General features: G+C 36.1%; 18 protein-coding genes. 9 read left to right on the top strand and 9 right to left on the bottom strand.

Annotated features, from left to right (window positions below):
• The coding region (locus CBF33_RS09435) for a transposase (RefSeq protein WP_148112234.1) at nt 1-279 on the top strand (279 nt) is incomplete at its 5' end.
• An 88-nt stretch (nt 280-367) separates the two neighbouring features.
• Here CBF33_RS09435 and CBF33_RS09430 read toward each other — a convergent pair.
• Together CBF33_RS09430 and CBF33_RS09425 are read right to left on the bottom strand one after the other, a co-directional pair.
• On the bottom strand, nt 368-1,297 hold the full coding sequence (locus tag CBF33_RS09430) for a 2-dehydropantoate 2-reductase (RefSeq protein ID WP_023606705.1): 930 nt from the start codon (nt 1,295-1,297) through the stop codon (nt 368-370).
• A 52-nt stretch (nt 1,298-1,349) separates the two neighbouring features.
• On the bottom strand, nt 1,350-2,405 hold the full coding sequence (locus tag CBF33_RS09425; protein WP_126763742.1) for a PTS sugar transporter subunit IIC: 1,056 nt from the start codon (nt 2,403-2,405) through the stop codon (nt 1,350-1,352).
• Between the two features lie 484 nt (nt 2,406-2,889).
• Here CBF33_RS09425 and CBF33_RS09420 point away from each other — a divergent pair, with 484 nt between their 5' ends.
• Together CBF33_RS09420 and CBF33_RS09415 are read left to right on the top strand one after the other, a co-directional pair.
• The gene (locus CBF33_RS09420) at nt 2,890-4,371 is read left to right on the top strand and encodes an aldehyde dehydrogenase family protein (RefSeq protein WP_126763740.1); all 1,482 of its coding nucleotides are present in this window, start codon (nt 2,890-2,892) and stop codon (nt 4,369-4,371) included.
• 165 nt (nt 4,372-4,536) lie between these two features.
• Nucleotides 4,537-5,406 (top strand): class II fructose-bisphosphate aldolase, encoded by an 870-nt coding sequence (locus CBF33_RS09415; protein WP_126763738.1) that lies wholly within the window; start codon nt 4,537-4,539, stop codon nt 5,404-5,406.
• Between the two features lie 53 nt (nt 5,407-5,459).
• On the opposite strand, the gene CBF33_RS09410 is transcribed toward CBF33_RS09415, so the two are convergent.
• The 3 genes from CBF33_RS09410 to CBF33_RS09400 all read right to left on the bottom strand — a co-directional run bounded on the left by CBF33_RS09410 (nt 5,460) and on the right by CBF33_RS09400 (nt 8,387).
• Nucleotides 5,460-6,209, bottom strand: a complete 750-nt coding sequence (locus tag CBF33_RS09410) for a YibE/F family protein (protein WP_126763736.1) — start codon at nt 6,207-6,209, stop codon at nt 5,460-5,462.
• Nucleotides 6,206-7,282, bottom strand: a complete 1,077-nt coding sequence (locus tag CBF33_RS09405) for a YibE/F family protein (protein ID WP_126763734.1) — start codon at nt 7,280-7,282, stop codon at nt 6,206-6,208. The genes CBF33_RS09410 and CBF33_RS09405 overlap by 4 nt, the downstream gene beginning before the upstream one ends.
• A gap of 76 nt (nt 7,283-7,358) precedes the next feature.
• A complete protein-coding gene (locus CBF33_RS09400) occupies nt 7,359-8,387 on the bottom strand; it encodes a lactonase family protein (RefSeq protein ID WP_126763732.1) in 1,029 nt (342 codons plus the stop codon).
• A 164-nt stretch (nt 8,388-8,551) separates the two neighbouring features.
• Between CBF33_RS09400 and CBF33_RS09395 the strand changes: the two genes are divergently transcribed.
• Together CBF33_RS09395 and CBF33_RS09390 are read left to right on the top strand one after the other, a co-directional pair.
• On the top strand, nt 8,552-8,908 hold the full coding sequence (locus CBF33_RS09395; RefSeq protein ID WP_170167791.1) for a PTS glucitol/sorbitol transporter subunit IIA: 357 nt from the start codon (nt 8,552-8,554) through the stop codon (nt 8,906-8,908).
• Between the two features lie 22 nt (nt 8,909-8,930).
• On the top strand, nt 8,931-10,124 hold the full coding sequence (locus CBF33_RS09390) for an AI-2E family transporter (protein ID WP_126763727.1): 1,194 nt from the start codon (nt 8,931-8,933) through the stop codon (nt 10,122-10,124).
• 454 nt (nt 10,125-10,578) lie between these two features.
• Here CBF33_RS09390 and CBF33_RS09385 read toward each other — a convergent pair whose 3' ends face one another.
• Nucleotides 10,579-11,199: an FMN-dependent NADH-azoreductase gene (locus tag CBF33_RS09385; protein ID WP_126763724.1), complete on the bottom strand. Its 621-nt coding sequence runs from the start codon at nt 11,197-11,199 to the stop codon at nt 10,579-10,581.
• Between the two features lie 304 nt (nt 11,200-11,503).
• Here CBF33_RS09385 and CBF33_RS09380 point away from each other — a divergent pair, with 304 nt between their 5' ends.
• A complete protein-coding gene (locus CBF33_RS09380; RefSeq protein ID WP_126763722.1) occupies nt 11,504-12,058 on the top strand; it encodes a recombinase family protein in 555 nt (184 codons plus the stop codon).
• A 39-nt stretch (nt 12,059-12,097) separates the two neighbouring features.
• On the opposite strand, the gene CBF33_RS09375 is transcribed toward CBF33_RS09380, so the two are convergent.
• On the bottom strand, nt 12,098-13,276 hold the full coding sequence (locus tag CBF33_RS09375) for a GGDEF domain-containing protein (RefSeq protein ID WP_126763719.1): 1,179 nt from the start codon (nt 13,274-13,276) through the stop codon (nt 12,098-12,100).
• Nucleotides 13,276-14,787, bottom strand: coding sequence for an AcpB/EbpR/MafR family transcriptional regulator (locus CBF33_RS09370; protein WP_126763717.1), 1,512 nt, complete (start codon nt 14,785-14,787; stop codon nt 13,276-13,278). Before CBF33_RS09370 ends, CBF33_RS09375 begins: the two co-directional genes overlap by 1 nt.
• Before the next feature lie 199 nt (nt 14,788-14,986).
• On the opposite strand from CBF33_RS09370, the gene CBF33_RS09365 reads away from it, so the two are divergent.
• The 3 genes from CBF33_RS09365 to CBF33_RS09355 all read left to right on the top strand — a co-directional run bounded on the left by CBF33_RS09365 (nt 14,987) and on the right by CBF33_RS09355 (nt 16,512).
• A complete protein-coding gene (locus tag CBF33_RS09365; RefSeq protein ID WP_126763715.1) occupies nt 14,987-15,331 on the top strand; it encodes a zinc ribbon domain-containing protein YjdM in 345 nt (114 codons plus the stop codon).
• A 94-nt stretch (nt 15,332-15,425) separates the two neighbouring features.
• Entirely contained in the window at nt 15,426-16,118 is a 693-nt protein-coding gene (locus tag CBF33_RS09360) for a zinc metallopeptidase (protein ID WP_126763744.1), read from the top strand.
• A gap of 55 nt (nt 16,119-16,173) precedes the next feature.
• On the top strand, nt 16,174-16,512 hold the full coding sequence (locus CBF33_RS09355; protein WP_023606689.1) for a hypothetical protein: 339 nt from the start codon (nt 16,174-16,176) through the stop codon (nt 16,510-16,512).
• A 113-nt stretch (nt 16,513-16,625) separates the two neighbouring features.
• On the opposite strand, the gene CBF33_RS09350 is transcribed toward CBF33_RS09355, so the two are convergent.
• A partial coding sequence (locus tag CBF33_RS09350; protein ID WP_148112238.1) for a transposase occupies nt 16,626-16,904 on the bottom strand: 279 nt, incomplete at its 5' end.

Here is a 16,904-nt window from a genome sequence, read left to right as displayed (position 1 = left end):
ATTATGGATGCTTTCAGAAGCAAAAATCACGTGTCATTTATCCAACAACTAAAAGAACTACCTGAAACATTAGATTCAGAATTTCGTAAGAAACTTCAAAACCTTTTAAACTATGAAGAAGGGATTCGTAATTCCCTAATATATCCCTATTCAAATGGTAAGATTGAAGCTAAAAACACACATATTAAAACCTTAAAACGGGTATCCTATGGATTTAAATCATTTGAGAACATGAAATTAAGAATATTCATGATGAATCGCCTTATTGAAGTAAAATAAAAAAGATGAATGGAACGAGTTCCACTCATCTTTCGACTTCATTTTGACTCATCAGTCCTATTTGACAAAGAGCCGTTTTTGTTATTTATTAGCGTTTGATACCGAATAAGTCTTCTTTCGCATGAATTAAGTCGGTAATGATTTGACAAGTTGGTGCTTCAAAATTGTGCTCTTCTGCCATTTTTGCTACGGCACCGTTCAAGTAGTCAACTTCAGTAGGACGTTTGTTTTGGATTAAGTCTTGGTGCATTGAAGGGTAGTGTGGTCCAACAGTTTTGTTGACTTCTACTAAGTAGTCGACTGTTTCTGTCACATCTAATTCAACGCCTTCTGTTTTAGCTGCAAGTGAAAATTCTTCGATGATAGCTGTCATCATTTCGCGAGAGTTTTCTGTTTTAGAAAATTCTTCAATATTACAGTCTAAGATAGAACATAATACGTTTAATGTTCCGTTGACACATGCTTTTCTCCAAATTGAGAATAGCACGTTATCACTGTAAACTCCATTTAATTTAGCGTCCGTTAAAAGCGCTACAACTTCTTTAGCCGCTGCTTCACCGCTTGGATGAATATTTTGTAACTCAACAGGACCTTTCCCCATAAAGTGAACTTCACCCGGAGCGTCAATCCCAGCAGTCCAGACAGTTGTTCCCATTAAAATATTTTCTTCTTTTACATATTGCATTAATGTTTGGCGGTGTCCTAAACCGTTTAATAGACAAACAACTTTAGTATCTTCTCCTAAGATAGGTTGGATTTTTTCAAGCATGCTAGCAAGTTGCATAGACTTAGTAAAAGTAAAGACTAAATCAAACTCTCCTTTAACGTCTTCTGGATAGACAGCAGGAATCATTTCTGTTCCTTTTTCTCCATTAAAGTCGACTGTTAACCCTTTTGAGTTAATAGCGTCAATGTGCGCTGGCCATTGGTCGATAAGTGTGACCTCATTTCCTGCTTTGTGCATTAAGTAACCAAAGCCACATCCTAAAGCTCCAGATCCTGCAATTGCGATTTTCATATCTAAAAACTCCTTTTCGTTTTTTATTTTTATTAATAATTAATAAACTAAATTAAACAGCTTTGTATAAGAAAGCGTCTTTTGTATATAATTTTAACACGTTACTGAACAGATAGTCCATTGCAAACCCTACCACAAATGGAACAACGATAAAACTGATGGTAACAGCAAGTAATTTCGCTACGGCACTGCCTTGTAAGAATTGGAAAGCATGAATAGGTCCAACCAATCCTACTAAACCAAAACCAGCACTAGCTGGGATACCTTGAATGTTTAAGAGAGCAGAAACAATACCGCTGACAGCTGCTGTACTTACGATAGGTACAAGAATAATGGGTTTTCTAACCATATTAGGCATCATCATTTTCATCGCACCTAAAAGGATGGCTAGTGTTGTTCCGCTGTTATTTACTTTACGTGAAGCAATTACGAGTACGGCAGTACATGCAGCTACTCCAATCGCAGCTGAACCAGAAGCGATTCCGTCTAAACCGATAGCTAAGCCGATTGCCACAGTAGAAATAGGTGAAATAATTAAAATAGAGAATGTGATGGCAATCAAAATACTCATTAAAACAGGTTGTAAGTTTGTAAAACTATTAATCATATTACCGATAAGTGTCGTGATTTTGCTAACGTAAGGAAGCATGAAAACGCCGATAGCGGCTGGTAAAGCGCCTCCTATAATTGGTAAGCCAATCGCTGTTAATGAACCTAGATGGTCTTTAATTTTTAAAACAACGTAAACTGCTAAGGCGGCAGTTAACATCACGTTAATTAAATCGCCAATGCCTCCGCCTGTCCAGACGCCATCAACGAGCTTAACGGCACCAGACGCAACAAAAGTCGCTGTTCCGACGGTCGTTGTTTGCATAGCGTTGAAGCCAAATTGCATGGCTACAAGGACTCCGATAATCGCCGGTGTCGCAAATTGTAATGAGAAAACAACTTCCCAAAGTGTTTGGAAAATGTTTCCGTAAGGCATTAAAGCTTTAAAGATTTCTCCTAAAACAGCGTTAGGAATTAATCCGACGATAATACCGGTCGCCGTTCCGTTTAGTACTTTAAATAAAAAATCTTTACCTGACATACGTGGTTGTTCTGTCATATGAATCCTCTCCCTTGTTCAATATGTAACAAATAATTGCTATGGCTAAATAATATCAAATTGTGACTGAGTTAGCAATAAAAATCACAAACTTTCTTTAAAAGGGGATATAAACAGACAGCAGGTATTTGAACAAAAAATGCTTTTATAAGTGCGTTAATTAGACTTTGTTATTTAATAAGTTGATAATCTCAACGTTTCTAAAAGGAGAGTTTGTTCGATAATTATCTATGATAACTGTATAACAAAATGTGATAGTACGTTATTTAAAATTAGAATACTATGAGAAAGGAAAAGTGGTTTCACAAAATATCTTAAAGGTATAAAATACTACAAACGTTATTATAACAACGTTTGTATATAAATGGTATACCTATATCTTAAGAGATGTTTAAGAAAAAAGTGTTTAACAAACAGATAACTTGAGAGAAAAATGTAAACGGTGTATATTGCAATATATAAAGAGTATTAGGAGGAAAGATATATGGTTAAATTAGATGTTCAGAAGAATTACGGTTTATTTATCAATGGAGAATGGACAAATGGTACAGGTAATGAACTGATAGATGTTATCAGTCCAGCTACAGGTGAAAAAATCGCTGCGTTCGTTGATGCTACGAATGAAGATGTTGATGCAGCTGTTGAAGCGGCAGAAGAAGCGTTAAAAACATGGCGTCATACTAGTATTGAAGAACGCAGTCGCTTGATGTTAAAAATTGCTGATATCATTGATGATAACTTAGAACATTTAGCACTTGTAGAGACGTTAGATAATGGTAAGCCAATTCGTGAAACATTAAATATCGATTTACCTGCTGCGTCAGATCATTTCCGTTATTTTGCGGGTGTCATTCGTAGTGAAGAAGGAACGGCACAAGCTTTTGATGAAAATCGTTTAAGTATTGTGATAAAAGAGCCTATCGGTGTAGTCGGTCAAGTTATTCCGTGGAACTTTCCATTCTTAATGGCAGCTTGGAAACTAGCTCCTGCTTTAGCCACAGGAAATACAGTAGTGATTAGCCCGTCATCTACGACCTCTTTAAGTATTTTAGAGTTTGCGCGTCTCATTGATGGGGTATTACCAAAAGGTGTCTTAAACGTGGTAACCGGTCGTGGACGTAAATCTGGAGACTACCTATTAAATCACCCAGGCATTGATAAATTAGCATTTACAGGGTCAACAGAGGTTGGATATACTGTGGCAGAAGCAGCAGCGAAGCGTTTAGTTCCAGCCACACTTGAACTTGGTGGCAAATCAGCCAATATCTTCTTTGATGACATGCCTTATGAGAAAGCGCTAGACGGAGCTCAAATGGGTATTTTGTTTAATCAAGGACAAGTATGTAGTGCTGGCTCACGTATTTTTGTACAAGAAGGTATCTACGATCGTTTTGTAGCAGATTTGAAAGAAGCGTTTGAAAAGATAAATGTTGGCTTGCCTTGGGAAGAAGAAACACAGATGGGCTGTCAAGTTAGCGAAGGACATTTGAATAAGATTTTAGACTATGTTCGTATTGGAAAAGAAGAAGGCGCTACTGTTTTAACAGGTGGTAACCGTATTACAGATGGAGAGCTTGGTAAAGGTGTCTTTATGCAACCAACGTTATTATCAGACGTGACCAATGACATGCGTGTGGCACAAGAAGAAATATTTGGCCCAGTGGCTGTGATTATTAAATTTAAAGACATTGATGAAGTGATTGCAATGGCCAATGATTCAGAATATGGTTTAGCAGGTGGCGTTTGGACGCAAGATTTAAACAAGGCATTAAAAGTAGGTCGTGAAGTTCAAACAGGGCGTGTTTGGGTTAATACTTATAATCAATTACCAGCTGGTACACCATTTGGCGGCGTGAAAAATTCAGGTATCGGACGTGAAACGTATAAATCAATGGTAGATGCTTATACCCAAATGAAAAATATCTATATTGATACGAATGAAAAAAGTACAGGACTTTACAGTTAAGAAGACTCCTTTATGAAAAAGTATTGAAAAAAATCATTGCTATTCCACACAAGTTACAGGAAAGTCAATATATAAGTAGTAAAATTCTTACTTATCTGATAAAATAATGGTGTCAGTTAAGTAAAGACTTAACAAATACATTTTCCATTATAGGAGGAAACAAACATGGCATTAGTATCAGCAACAGAAATGTTACAGAAAGCACGTCAAGGTAAATACGCAGTAGGAGCTTTCAACACAAATAACTTAGAGTGGACAAAAGCCATCTTAAAAGGTGCACAAGAGTCTAACTCTCCAGTTATGATTCAAACATCAATGGGTGCAGCTAAATACATGGGCGGTTACAAAATGTGTCTACATATGGTAGAAGATTTAATTGACTCTATGGGAATTACTGTACCAGTGGCATTACACTTAGACCACGGTGAGTATGAAGATGCTTTAGAGTGTATTGAATTAGGTTATACATCAGTTATGTATGACGGTTCACATTTACCATTCGATGAAAACTTAGAAAGAGCCAAAGAAGTTGTAGCGAAAGCACATGCTAAAGGCGTTTCTGTTGAGTGTGAAGTGGGTAGTATTGGTGGGGAAGAAGACGGCATCATCGGTTCTGGTGAGCTTGCAGATCCACAAGAATGTAAACAAATGGCTGACACAGGTATCGATTTCTTAGCAGCAGGTATTGGTAACATTCATGGTGCTTATCCTGCAGATTGGGCTGGTTTAAGCTTCGATCGTCTATCTGAAATTGCTGATATTACAGGTGGCGAATTACCATTAGTTTTACATGGTGGTTCAGGTATTCCTTTAGACCAAATCCAAAAAGCGATTTCTTTAGGTGTATCAAAAATCAACGTGAACACAGAAGCACAAGAAGTGTTTGCTGCAGCAACACGTGAATACATTGAAGCAGGTAAAGACCGCGAAGGTAAAGGATTTGACCCTCGTAAATTATTAGCACCTGGTACAGATGCTATTACTGAATTAGTAAAACAACGTATCGAATGGTTTGGTTCAAAAGACAAAGCATAGAAGTAATAAATCAAACACCTCATGACTTTTAAGTCATGAGGTGTTTTTTATTTTTATGATGATTTTGCTAATCGACTCATGAGATAGGCGGTAATGGGAATAACAGTCGCAATCCCTACACCACCGATAACTAATAATAAGAGTTCCGACACAATCGCTTGATGATTGATTAATTCATAAATATTGTAAACTAAGTCCGAGATCCAGATGATTAAAGCCAGTGAATTACCGATAAAAGCAAAAAGTAACGTATTGACCGTTGTGCCGATGATATCGCGACCAATAGTTAAACCGCTTTTAAATAGATGGGATGCTTGAATGTCGGGCTCGTGATAAAGTAGCTCAGTCATAGCAGAGCTAATGGAAATGGCCGTATCACTAACAGCAATACCGCTACTTAATAGTATGACGGCTGCTTGGATATGGATGAAGTTAATCGGTAGATTTAAATCAAGCGTATCCATTTCAAAAAGCTCTTCTTTTGAAAATCCTTGTGTCAGTAATAAGTAAGTCGTGAGATAAATAAGTGCCGTCTGTAAAAGTAATGTAACAAGCGTCCCTTTAAAAGCTAATCGGGTTTTAGTATGAAAACCATTAATAAAAAATAGATTCATACTAATCAAAAAGAGGGTGAAAATAACAGCAATTAAAAAGGGAGACAGCCCCGTACCTAAGAAAAAAACAAAGACAAACAATGTAAAAAGGTTAATAATTAAAGAAATAAAGGTCTTATGACCATTTTTCCCACCGTATATCCGCATTAGTCCCCATAACACTATACCAAGTAAAATAATGACATTCATCCTGCTTGCCCTCCTTTTTTAAAAAGAAAGAAGAGCGAGAAGTGAATACTAATTGGAATAGTCAGGATAATACCAATTCCGCCTATGAAAGCACGTGCGACTTCAAGTGTTAATAACATGTCCCATGTATGTGGAAGGGTAAGATGATTAAGTAAAAAAATCAACATCATAGGAATAGCACCGCTTATATAGGAGAAAAAAAGCACGTTGGTCATCGGTCCCATAATATCCTGTCCGATTTGTTTTCCTGACTGTTTAACAGCAGCACGTGACAGATGCGGTGTCTGCTCTTTTAGCTCATATAGAGAGGCAACGACTGTCATTGCTACGTCCATCACGGCTCCTAAGCAACCGATTAATAAGCTTGCGAGGAAAATTTGCTGTGGTGATCGCGTGATAAATCCCATTTCTTCAAAACGTAAGCCGTTAAAATGCGTCAGGTTTAATAATAACCAGCCCATTAAAAAACTTACAAATGTCCCACTCAACGTCGCTAATATAGCGGTATAGGTCTTTTTTTGCCAACCGTTTGTCAGAACAAGAGACACAATCGTTAATGGAATAATCGCCATCATAAAGTATGTAACAAGATTAGCAGTAGGTTGAGCCACGTAGTCACGTACGATTAATGTGATAAGGGCTAAGTTAGCGATAACGCTTATTAGCGTAAATAGTCCTTGTTTTTTTAAAAGCCAGATAAGCAGTATAGCAAATCCTATGAGGATACGCCATATCGTTAAATCTCTCTTTAATCCTTGAATAGTATATGACGATTGATTTTCACGAAGAAAAAGTTTTTGATTGGGGCGATAACGTGTCCCATTGATTTGAGAAATCGGAACGGTTTGTTTTAACGTTAACGTTTTTTCTTTAATCTGATGATTGAGTCCCTTTACTTTAATCGTTTGAACCGTTTCGGTCTTCGTTTTTTGTTCGCTGACGGATTCAATTTGCGCGATAAGTTGCGGATAATTTTCATAGCGCGTTAGCTGGTGATGTCCGTATAAGCTCAGACAGATAATGAAGAATGTTAGTAAAATCGTCGCTTTTTCGTGTAATAAGTGCTTGAGCATCTTAATATCCTTTCTAATTTAAATCGATAGAAAGAGGCGTACCTGTTAATCTAGGACGCCTCTTTTTTATACTGATTTAAGCAAAGTAAGTACAGACACATTCAGGAGCAAGGATGTCGGTTTCCTTCAATGTTAAGCGACCATTTTCAGCATCACGTTTAAATAGCGTGATATTATCTGAATTTTGATGAGCGACTAAAACCCAGTTGTTATCAGGACTTAAAGTGAAGTCACGTGGGAAATCACCTTCTGAAGCAATGGTTTGAATTTTTTCGACGCGATGTCCTTCTTCTTGTGTTTGATAAACAGCTACAGAATTATGGCCGCGATTAGAAACGTAGACGAAGCGACCGTCTTCGCTGATACGAATTGCACCGCCAGCACTTTCGCCGTCAAAATCACTTGGTAAGGTGCTTAATGTTGTGATTTCTGAGAACGTTCCTGTTGTTTCATCGTAATTGACCACGGTTAATGTGTTAGCCAGTTCTCCTAAGATGTAAGCCACTTTACCTTCTGGGTGGAAAACGATATGACGTGGTCCAGTTCCAGGAGCGACATTGAGACGAGCGACTTCTGTAAGTTTTCCTTTAGATGACACATCATATGTGTACACTTCATCTGTCCCTAAGTCACATACAACCAAACGATTATCAGGAGTTAAATCAGCGTAGTGAGCATGCGCGCTTGCTTGGTTGGCATGAGGGCCGTTTCCTTCATGTTGAACTGTATCGGTTAGCGTGAGTTGACCCGTTTCGTCGATATGATAAACGGTTACTTCACCCTTGTGGTAGTTCGCACCGTAAACTAGTTGGCGGTGATTGTCGATACCGACATAGCAAGGCGCTGCGCCTTCTAATAAAACATGATTGATTTCTTTGAATTCACCGTTGTCATCTTTTCGATAACTTGCTACACCACCCATGTTGTCGCGTGCTGTAACGGTCACTAACGTATTATTATCGGTTAAACCAAGATAAGTTGGATTTCCTTCGTTAATGATTAAATTTAAATTATCGAGGGTACCTGCTTCAAAATTCCAATCAAGTGTATAAATACCCTGACTTTCTCGTCGTGTATATGAACCTAAGTATAGTGTTTGCATAATAAAACTCCCTTCAGCTATTCATTTTATGTTAGTTTTATTATAGCATATAAAATGAATCGTCAAAAAAATAATGCTGAAACATGACAAACTGGAGAGACAAGAATAAGGTGTTTGCGGCATAGTATGGTATAATGAACAGTATGTAAATGTTGGAGGTTATGAAGATGAAAAAAACAAAAATTATTGAAATCGGCCCAAAAGCTATATCGGAAACAGATCCGATGTTAATTTTATTTGATGATACAGCGACGGATGAAGTTAAGAAAGTAGCGCTTGTTCAAGAGCTAATAGAAGAAGAACCTAATTATAAAATAACAACAAATAGTCACATCCACTTTGACGACCAAGTTTATCAAGTGGAACATGTGGGAGATAAAGTGAATCAAATGTTACAAGAAATAGGGCACGCGACTATCGTATTCGCCGAGCGACACGAAGACCATGACTTGCCAAATACGATTTATGTCTCTCCATACCAGTTGCCTGCACTCTCTGTTGGAACAGAAATCATTTATCGTTAAACGGTAAGCTAGGAGGGATACTATGGAAAAAATAAAAAAAGTAGAAGTCAATCGTAAGTCGTGGTTTTGGCGTTGGTTTTTAAACAATCAAGTCGTGTCATCGTTATTAATTGTCTTATTAATTCTTTTAATCGTCTTAATTTCGACAAAGGTATCGCATTTATTCGAACCTGTGTGGCAATTTTTTGCTATCGTTGGTTTCCCTGTTATTTTTTCGGGGATATTGTTTTATCTGTTTAATCCGATTGTCGACCGTTTAGAAAAAAAAGGACTAAAACGTGTTTGGGGAATTAGCTTGATTTTTATCGCCGTTTTGTTTCTGTTAATTTGGGGTGGCGTCACGCTAGTACCTAAAATGGAAGAACAAACAATGAGCTTTATAAAAAGCTGGCCACATTACTGGAGCACGATTCAAACAAAAGGAAATGAAATTTTAAGTCATCCATTTTTAGAACAATATGCTGATGACATCGAGAAAATTACTAATAACTTTTTTGACTCGATGGGCACGATGATTAAGAGTTTATCAATTAATACGTTTCAAGGAATAGGTAGTGTCATTGGGGCGTTTACGACCGTCTTTTTAACGATTGCAACGGCACCAATTATTTTATTTTACCTATTGAAAGACGGTAAGGAATTAGGTCCTTATCTCGTTCATTTTTTACCAGCAAAAACACGTCGTCCTGTTTATAATGTTTTAAAAGATGTCAATAAACAAGTTTCTCAATATATTCGTGGACAATTAACCGTAGCCTTAGCTGTGGCGATTATGTTTATGATTGGTTTTAAAATTGTTGGATTGGAATACAGTGTTACGCTCGGTATCTTTGCTGGTTTTATGAATCTGATTCCATATTTAGGTTCGTTTCTAGCGATGATTCCAGCCGTTTTAATAGCCTTAGCTACCAGTCCTAAAATGTTAGTAGCGGTCCTCATCGTGTTTGCGTTAGAGCAATTTATCGAAGGACGATTTGTTTCACCATTAGTTTTAGGAAGTCAATTAGACATTCACCCTGTGACAATTATTTTTGTACTATTGACCGCAGGAAAATTATTTGGAGTCGTGGGAGTGATTCTGGGAGTGCCAGGATACGCCGCGATTAAAGTTGTGGTAACACATATCTTTGAATGGTATAAAGCATACTCTGGCTTATATCCTGAAGATGAAGTATCTCAAGAATATGTGGAAATGCAAGAAGAACAATTGGAATAAAAACCGTTTGATAAAATGATAGTAACCTTATAAGTGAGTGTATAAAACTCGCTTATAAGGTTTTTTTGATTACATAAGTGAGCAAGTGAATATTTAATTCTCTAATCTTTTCAAGATAGTGATAAATTAGTTTGATATTAACGTTTAATATGTTATTTTATAGGATGGTATTAGAGGGATTAAATAAGGGAAAGCATTGTTACGAAAAGACTGGTTTGAGAAAAGTGGTTTGCTTGAGAAAACAGGTTTGGTTTACTCGAAATTATGGCTAAGCTTAAATTAGACGTGTTATTAGTTATTTGAAATTATTATAGTTAAAAGGGGTCTTGAGAGATGAATTTAAAAGAAAAAAGCAATTTAGATATCAACTCTATCAAAAAAGCATCTCTTTAATGCCGATGGCATCAAAGAGGTGCTTTTGCTGTTTTTGACATAATATTGAAAGGTCTAATGTTTAAAATTCTTTTGCAACATTTGCTGCATTAGCTAGAGAAGCTTCTAAAATAGAGGCTTCCAGATGAGGTTGATGATCAATACCTTCTACATTGATTTTCGTATGGTCGGTTACACCGATAAAGGCGAAAATATTTTGAATGTATTGACTTGCAAAGTCTTGTCCATTATAAACGCCACCGCTCGATTGAATGTGAACCAATTTTTTTCCATCAATCAATCCGACTGGACCATTTTCCGTGTATTTAAAGGTTGTACCTGCAATCACAATAGTATCAATCCAAGCCTTTAACTTAGTCGGAATGTTTAGATTCCAAAGGGCGTTAGCAATGACAATTTTATCAGCTGCTAAAAATTGTTCGGTCAGTTCATTAAATCGTGCAACAATTTGTTGTTCTTCGTCCGTAAGTGTTTCAAACGCTTCGCCAGCACGCAATTTTGTCCAACCTTTTAAAAGGGGAGCGCTAACTTCAGGGATGTTATCTTCGTATAAATTGATTCTTTCAATGGTATCATCTGGATGGCTTGCTTGATACGACGTGATGAACGCCTCTAATGCTTTTAACGTTCGTGATTCGGATTGGGTTAATGGATGTGCATTGATGACTAAAACAGTTGACATAGTTGTATTCCTACTTTCTTTTTTCGTATTGCTTCTGTTATTTTACTAAATTATAACAAGTAACTCAACTACAGAAAGCGATAAGTTGAATTGCTAGCTTTTTTTGATTATGCATAGTAAAATAACTAATATAATGATTTTTTATAACGTACGTTTTGTTGTCTTAGTCAAACGTTTTTCACAAATTACACAAAGATACGCAAAGTATGGACTAGATTTTAATTGGTTGGTTTAATATAATTAGAACAGTAAAATAACGCTCAGTATTTAATTGGGATAACGTTGAAAGAGAGGAATATATATAATGGCCAAAATAGGATATGTATATGCAGGTGCCGATAAAGGATATTTAGACCGTCAATTGGAAGGCTTAAAAAAATATGGTGTAGATTCAATCGTTCAAGGGGGTATTCGTAACCCTAAATATATTCATGAAGAATTGGATGAATTACTTGAGAGCTTAACTGAAGGCGATCAGTTAGTTGTATATCATTTAGTTTCTGTAGGGAAATCTATTATTCAACTAGCTGAGATGTTAGCAGAATTTGAAGAGCGCGGTATTGATTTCTTAGTTATTAAGAAAGCACCAGAATTAGTGACATTAGATGATGAAACATATAAAGCGATGATTCATCGTTTAGCTAAAATGGAAAAAATGATTATCCGAGAGCGTACAGCACGTGGTCTTGAAGAAGCACGTAAAAATGGTCGTATCGGTGGTCGTCCACGTATTTCTCAAGAAACTGTCGATAAAATTCAATTTTTATATCATAAAAATAAATATACCTTACGACAAATTGCTGAAGAATGTAATATTTCGTTAGGGACAGCTTACAAGTATACGCAAGAAAAATCATAAAAATAAAAATGACCTTTTAGTTATATTAAGACTAAAAGGTCATTTTTTTGGTGGATAAAGATACTGTGAAATCATAATGTTTTTCCCTTGACGCTTTGCTTCATAGAGTAGTTCATCTGCACGAAGTAATATTTTTTTTCGATTAAAAAACTTAGAAGTGTGGGTGTGGACCATACCAATTGACAGAGAAAGTATCATAGTTTCTCCTTGATAAACAAAGGGAACTTTTTCTAAATGCGATTTAATCAATTCGAGCAGTTCTTCTGATTCCTCACTCGTTCGTGATAGAACGAGTCCAAACTCATCGCCACCTAATCGTCCGATATAATCAATATTTGTGACAGTATTTTGCTTAAAAATCCGCGAGAGGTAGAGTAGCGCTTGGTCGCCTGCCTCATGCCCTAAAGAATCATTTATTTCTTTAAAGTTGTCCACGTCTAAAATGGCAAGTGAGATAGGTTGCGGTTCTTTTTCTTTTTCACCTTGATCTAAGACGGTGTTAAGAAAAAATCTTAAAGACTCGCGGTTTAATAGACCAGTCAGTGGGTCATAAATGGAAGCTTTTTTATAAACTAACACTGACTCAGACGTTTGAATCGCAATATGAATGAGATGTGTTGAAGAAACAAAGATAGCAATAAAAGTCACAGTGTATATCGCAAAGGCTACGAGATGACTCTGTTCAGGGAAATCAGGAAAATACAATGTATAACTGATAAATTTAGCCACTAAAAAGAGTGTTAAAAACGTTGCATGCGATTGTTTGACTGAATGACAGTATTTTTTGACAAGGGTGCCAATGACGACAATTAGCAATGTGAAAATAATATTATTCCAATATTCAACGGGCGTCACATGGATTTGTGGTGCGATAAAGGAAATGGTTTTCAGCGCAATAAGCGTAAGCGCAGTACTCCAACTGATGTATACTGACTCATAGAAAAAGGCAAAGTAAATGAGAATGTAGCGCGTATCGACTCGACTATAGGCATCAATAGGCACACGATTATAAGATAAGATTAAAGCGAGACAGCCGATAACGAACCCAATGAAGAGTTGATAAGGGATGTTTAAATCTTTAATCCGATATTTCATTAATAAACTTTTTCCATTAATTAATTTTTGCAAGGTGAGAAAATACATGATTAACATGGAAGCCACAATAATCGAAAGATTAATAAAAATACTGTTTAAGTAAACAAGCCAATTAATCTGCATTATTCCGTCACCTCAACGATATGTAAAGCATTACTCGTTTGATAAAAAAGCGAGTCGATGGCATGGCGCATTTTACGCCAATCTTGGTCGGAAGGGATGACGTTTACGACAATGACTTTATCTTCTGGAAAATAATCTCGATAGAAATTACAAATGATATAATCATAATCGTCAAAATCTTCCCATTGCTCACTCTCTAGGAAAAGAGTTGTTTCTTTATAGACATCGAGTTTCACTTTTAAGCCAAAATTATTATAGACGAGGTCACGCAGTAATATAGCGTGCGCCACTCCATGATCACTAAGGACGAGAACTTTTACTTTTTTACGGTTGTTAATGAGTCGCTCAGGTAGGCGTTCCCACTTCACCATAACCCAGTATAAAATTTCATCAGAAAGTTCCGAACACCATGGGAAGTCCATTTCATACTCCATTTCTAATAAGAGAGATGTCATCACCGATGTATAGAAAGGATAACTGTCACGAATGGATTGCGCATTGAAATAGTACTGATTAAATAAAATAGTGTTTGGAAAAGGAAATGTCATGTATTTTAAATACATGAAACGTAAAATACGTTGAATGTCAAAACGACTGCGCTCATCAATGGCAATATGTAATTGTTCAGACAGACGTGTGACAAATTGCTCAGTTTGACTAACGATAGCAGAAAGCTGTCCGTCGGATAATCGTTTTTTCTTTAAAAAATAAATAGAATTAATTAAATCATCAATCATCTCATCTGTTACTGGAACTTGCTGATGTAAGATGTCATGAAGTAATTCTTTTTTGTCTAAAAAGATATAACGATAGCGCTCTAATATATATTGATTTTCTTGTTCATCCGTTTTAAACCCTTGTAAATGACGTGTTAATGACACAGCTAGAATATAAGCAAGATTCATAATCTGAACATCATCTACTTCAAAATATTCATGTTGGTAAACATGATTATAAATGTGTTGTGCAAGGTAAAGTAATTTCGTACGGTTAAGTTTGAAAGGCCAGTGATGGATGCTATATTTTTCATTAAAATAAATAGTAAAGAAATAACGCAAATAAATTTCATTCGAAGCATTTAAATGACAAGGTGTTTTCTCAAGCGTCATCTGATAGTGGTCGAGTGATTGATTTAATTGCTGAATCATTCGATATAAAGAAGATTCGCTTGTAAATAATGTTTCTTCCCAATATTCAATCGATTCATTAGGTAAGAAAAAAACTTTTTCTAAAAACTGAAAAAGTTCTGACTGTTCTAGGACGTAATGATAAACCATTTGAATATGACTTGCCGCAGTCGTGCTAAGCCGAACGCCATTTTTTTTGGATGTTTCAATAATCAAGTGGGGAGCCCAGTTTTCTTTTAAATATTGAATGTCGTTATTAATCGTTCTAAGTGAAGCGTTATTTAAATTAGCTAGTTCATTGGAACTAATCCAGTCAGAATGTTTATTTAGTATTTCAATAATATGTAAACGACGCTGTGTTGTCGTATCTAATAAACTACGCATCTACTCACTCCTTTCTATAATTAGGATAAAAATATATAAAAGGCATAGTTATTTAACATTACCATTATATAGAAAAACTATCAGAATGAAAAGGGTTTTACTTGTGTAATCAGTATAAATAGTAAAAGGCCTTGTTTTATTTTTAACATGACGTATGCTATTATTATGAAAGATTTTAAAAATAAGGAGGAAAAAAAGAATGTCATTACCAAATTGTCCGCAATGTCAATCGACGTATGTTTATGAAGATCGTGACCTTTATATTTGTCCTGAGTGTGCACATGAATGGTCAGAAGGAGAGGAAGAAACGCTTGAATCAACTGTTATTATTAAAGATGCTAATGGAAATCCTCTAGCAGATGGCGATAGCGTCACAATCGTTAAAGATTTAAAAGTAAAAGGTAGCAGTCAAGCATTAAAAAAAGGGACGACCATTAAAAATATTCGTTTATTAGAAGAAGCGGTTAATGGCCATGACGTAGATTGCAAAGTCCCTGGTTTTGGCGCGATGCAGTTGAAATCTGAATTTTTGAAAAAGATTTAAAACTATTCAAGGAAAGAGAATGAAGGCTTCATACCTTTTTCAAGAGTTTTTGTTATAATTAAATATAAAGAGTAAAAAGGAGGAAGCAATGATGATGTCGCCATTTTATATGATGTGGGATCCAACTTATATTTTAATTGTCATAGGTATGGGGATTTCGCTAGCAGCATCTGCCTATGTTCAAAGTACTTATCGTAAATACGCTGATTTTCACAGTGCCAAAGGCTTAACGGGGGATGATGTTGCACGCTATATTTTGGAATATGCAGGAATTCGAGATGTCAGAGTTCAACGGATTCGAGGGAATTTAACCGATAATTACAATCCTAAAGATAAAACGTTGAATCTATCAGAAACAGTTGGTCCTTCTACTTCGGTGGCAGCTATTGGTGTCGCAGCTCACGAGTGTGGGCACGCTGTTCAAGACCAAGTTAGTTATCTACCCATGACCTTACGTTCTGCTATCGTGCCAGTCGTAAATATTGGCGCTACTATTTCACTGCCGTTGATTATTGCAGGATTATTCTTTGGTCAATTTATTACCAATATAGGCATATTATGTTTTGCTTTAGTTTTAGTTTTTCAAGTTGTCACGTTACCTGTTGAGTTTAATGCCTCGAGACGTGCCTTAGCTATCTTAAAAGAAGGCGAATTATTATCAAATGAGGAACTAGGAATGGCTCGCCATGTGTTAATTGCAGCTGCTTTAACTTATGTCGCAGCAGTTTTCTCAACATTTTTACAGTTATTACGTCTAATTATCTTGTTTGGAGATCGTCGTGATTAAATAATCCAACCTTTTATGTTATAATATAGACATAACACAAAAGGAGTGATTGAGGATGCGTAGATCGACAAAAGTGCTAGTAGGATTAGGAGCTGTTACGGCTGTATCAGTCGGGGCGGCGATTGCTATTTCGGATAGAGTCTCAGATAGACTAAAGAATTACAAAGCTCGTCATGATGTCAAAGATTTTGTGGAAGATAATTTGAATGGTAATGCGTTATTTATGGACTTGGTAGATGTTTTAAATGACCAAGAAATTGAAGCTTTATCAGGTATTATCAAGAAAATGGAAGATCGCAAGAAAAACGTTCGTATTGAAGGGAAAAGTTTTAGTGATATGAAAGAGGAAGTGACTGATCGTTTAGTCGGCTTTTTAGAATCTTTCACAGAATAGATGAAAAACCGTATGACTTTATAGGTCATACGGTTTTTTGGCTCTTTGTCAAATAGGACTGATGAGTCAAAATGAAGTCGAAAGATGAGTGGAACTCGTTCCATTCATCTTTTTTATTTTACTTCAATGAGGCGCTTCATCATGAATATTCTTAATTTCATGTTCTCAAATGATTTAAATCCATAGGATACCCTTTTTAAGGTTTTAATATGTGTGTTTTTAGCTTCAATCTTACCATTTGAATAGGGATATATTAGGGAATTACGAATCCCTTCTTCATAGTTTAAAAGGTTTTGAAGTTTCTTACGAAATTCTGAATCTAATGTTTCAGGTAGTTCTTTTAGTTGTTGGATAAATGACACGTGATTTTTGCTTCTGAAAGCATCCATAAT

The sequence above is a fragment of the Vagococcus lutrae genome (genome assembly GCF_003987555.1).
GTDB lineage: Bacteria > Bacillota > Bacilli > Lactobacillales > Vagococcaceae > Vagococcus_A > Vagococcus_A lutrae.
Note: the sequence above shows the minus strand (reverse complement) of the source record. Positions and strands in the feature narration are given on the sequence as shown.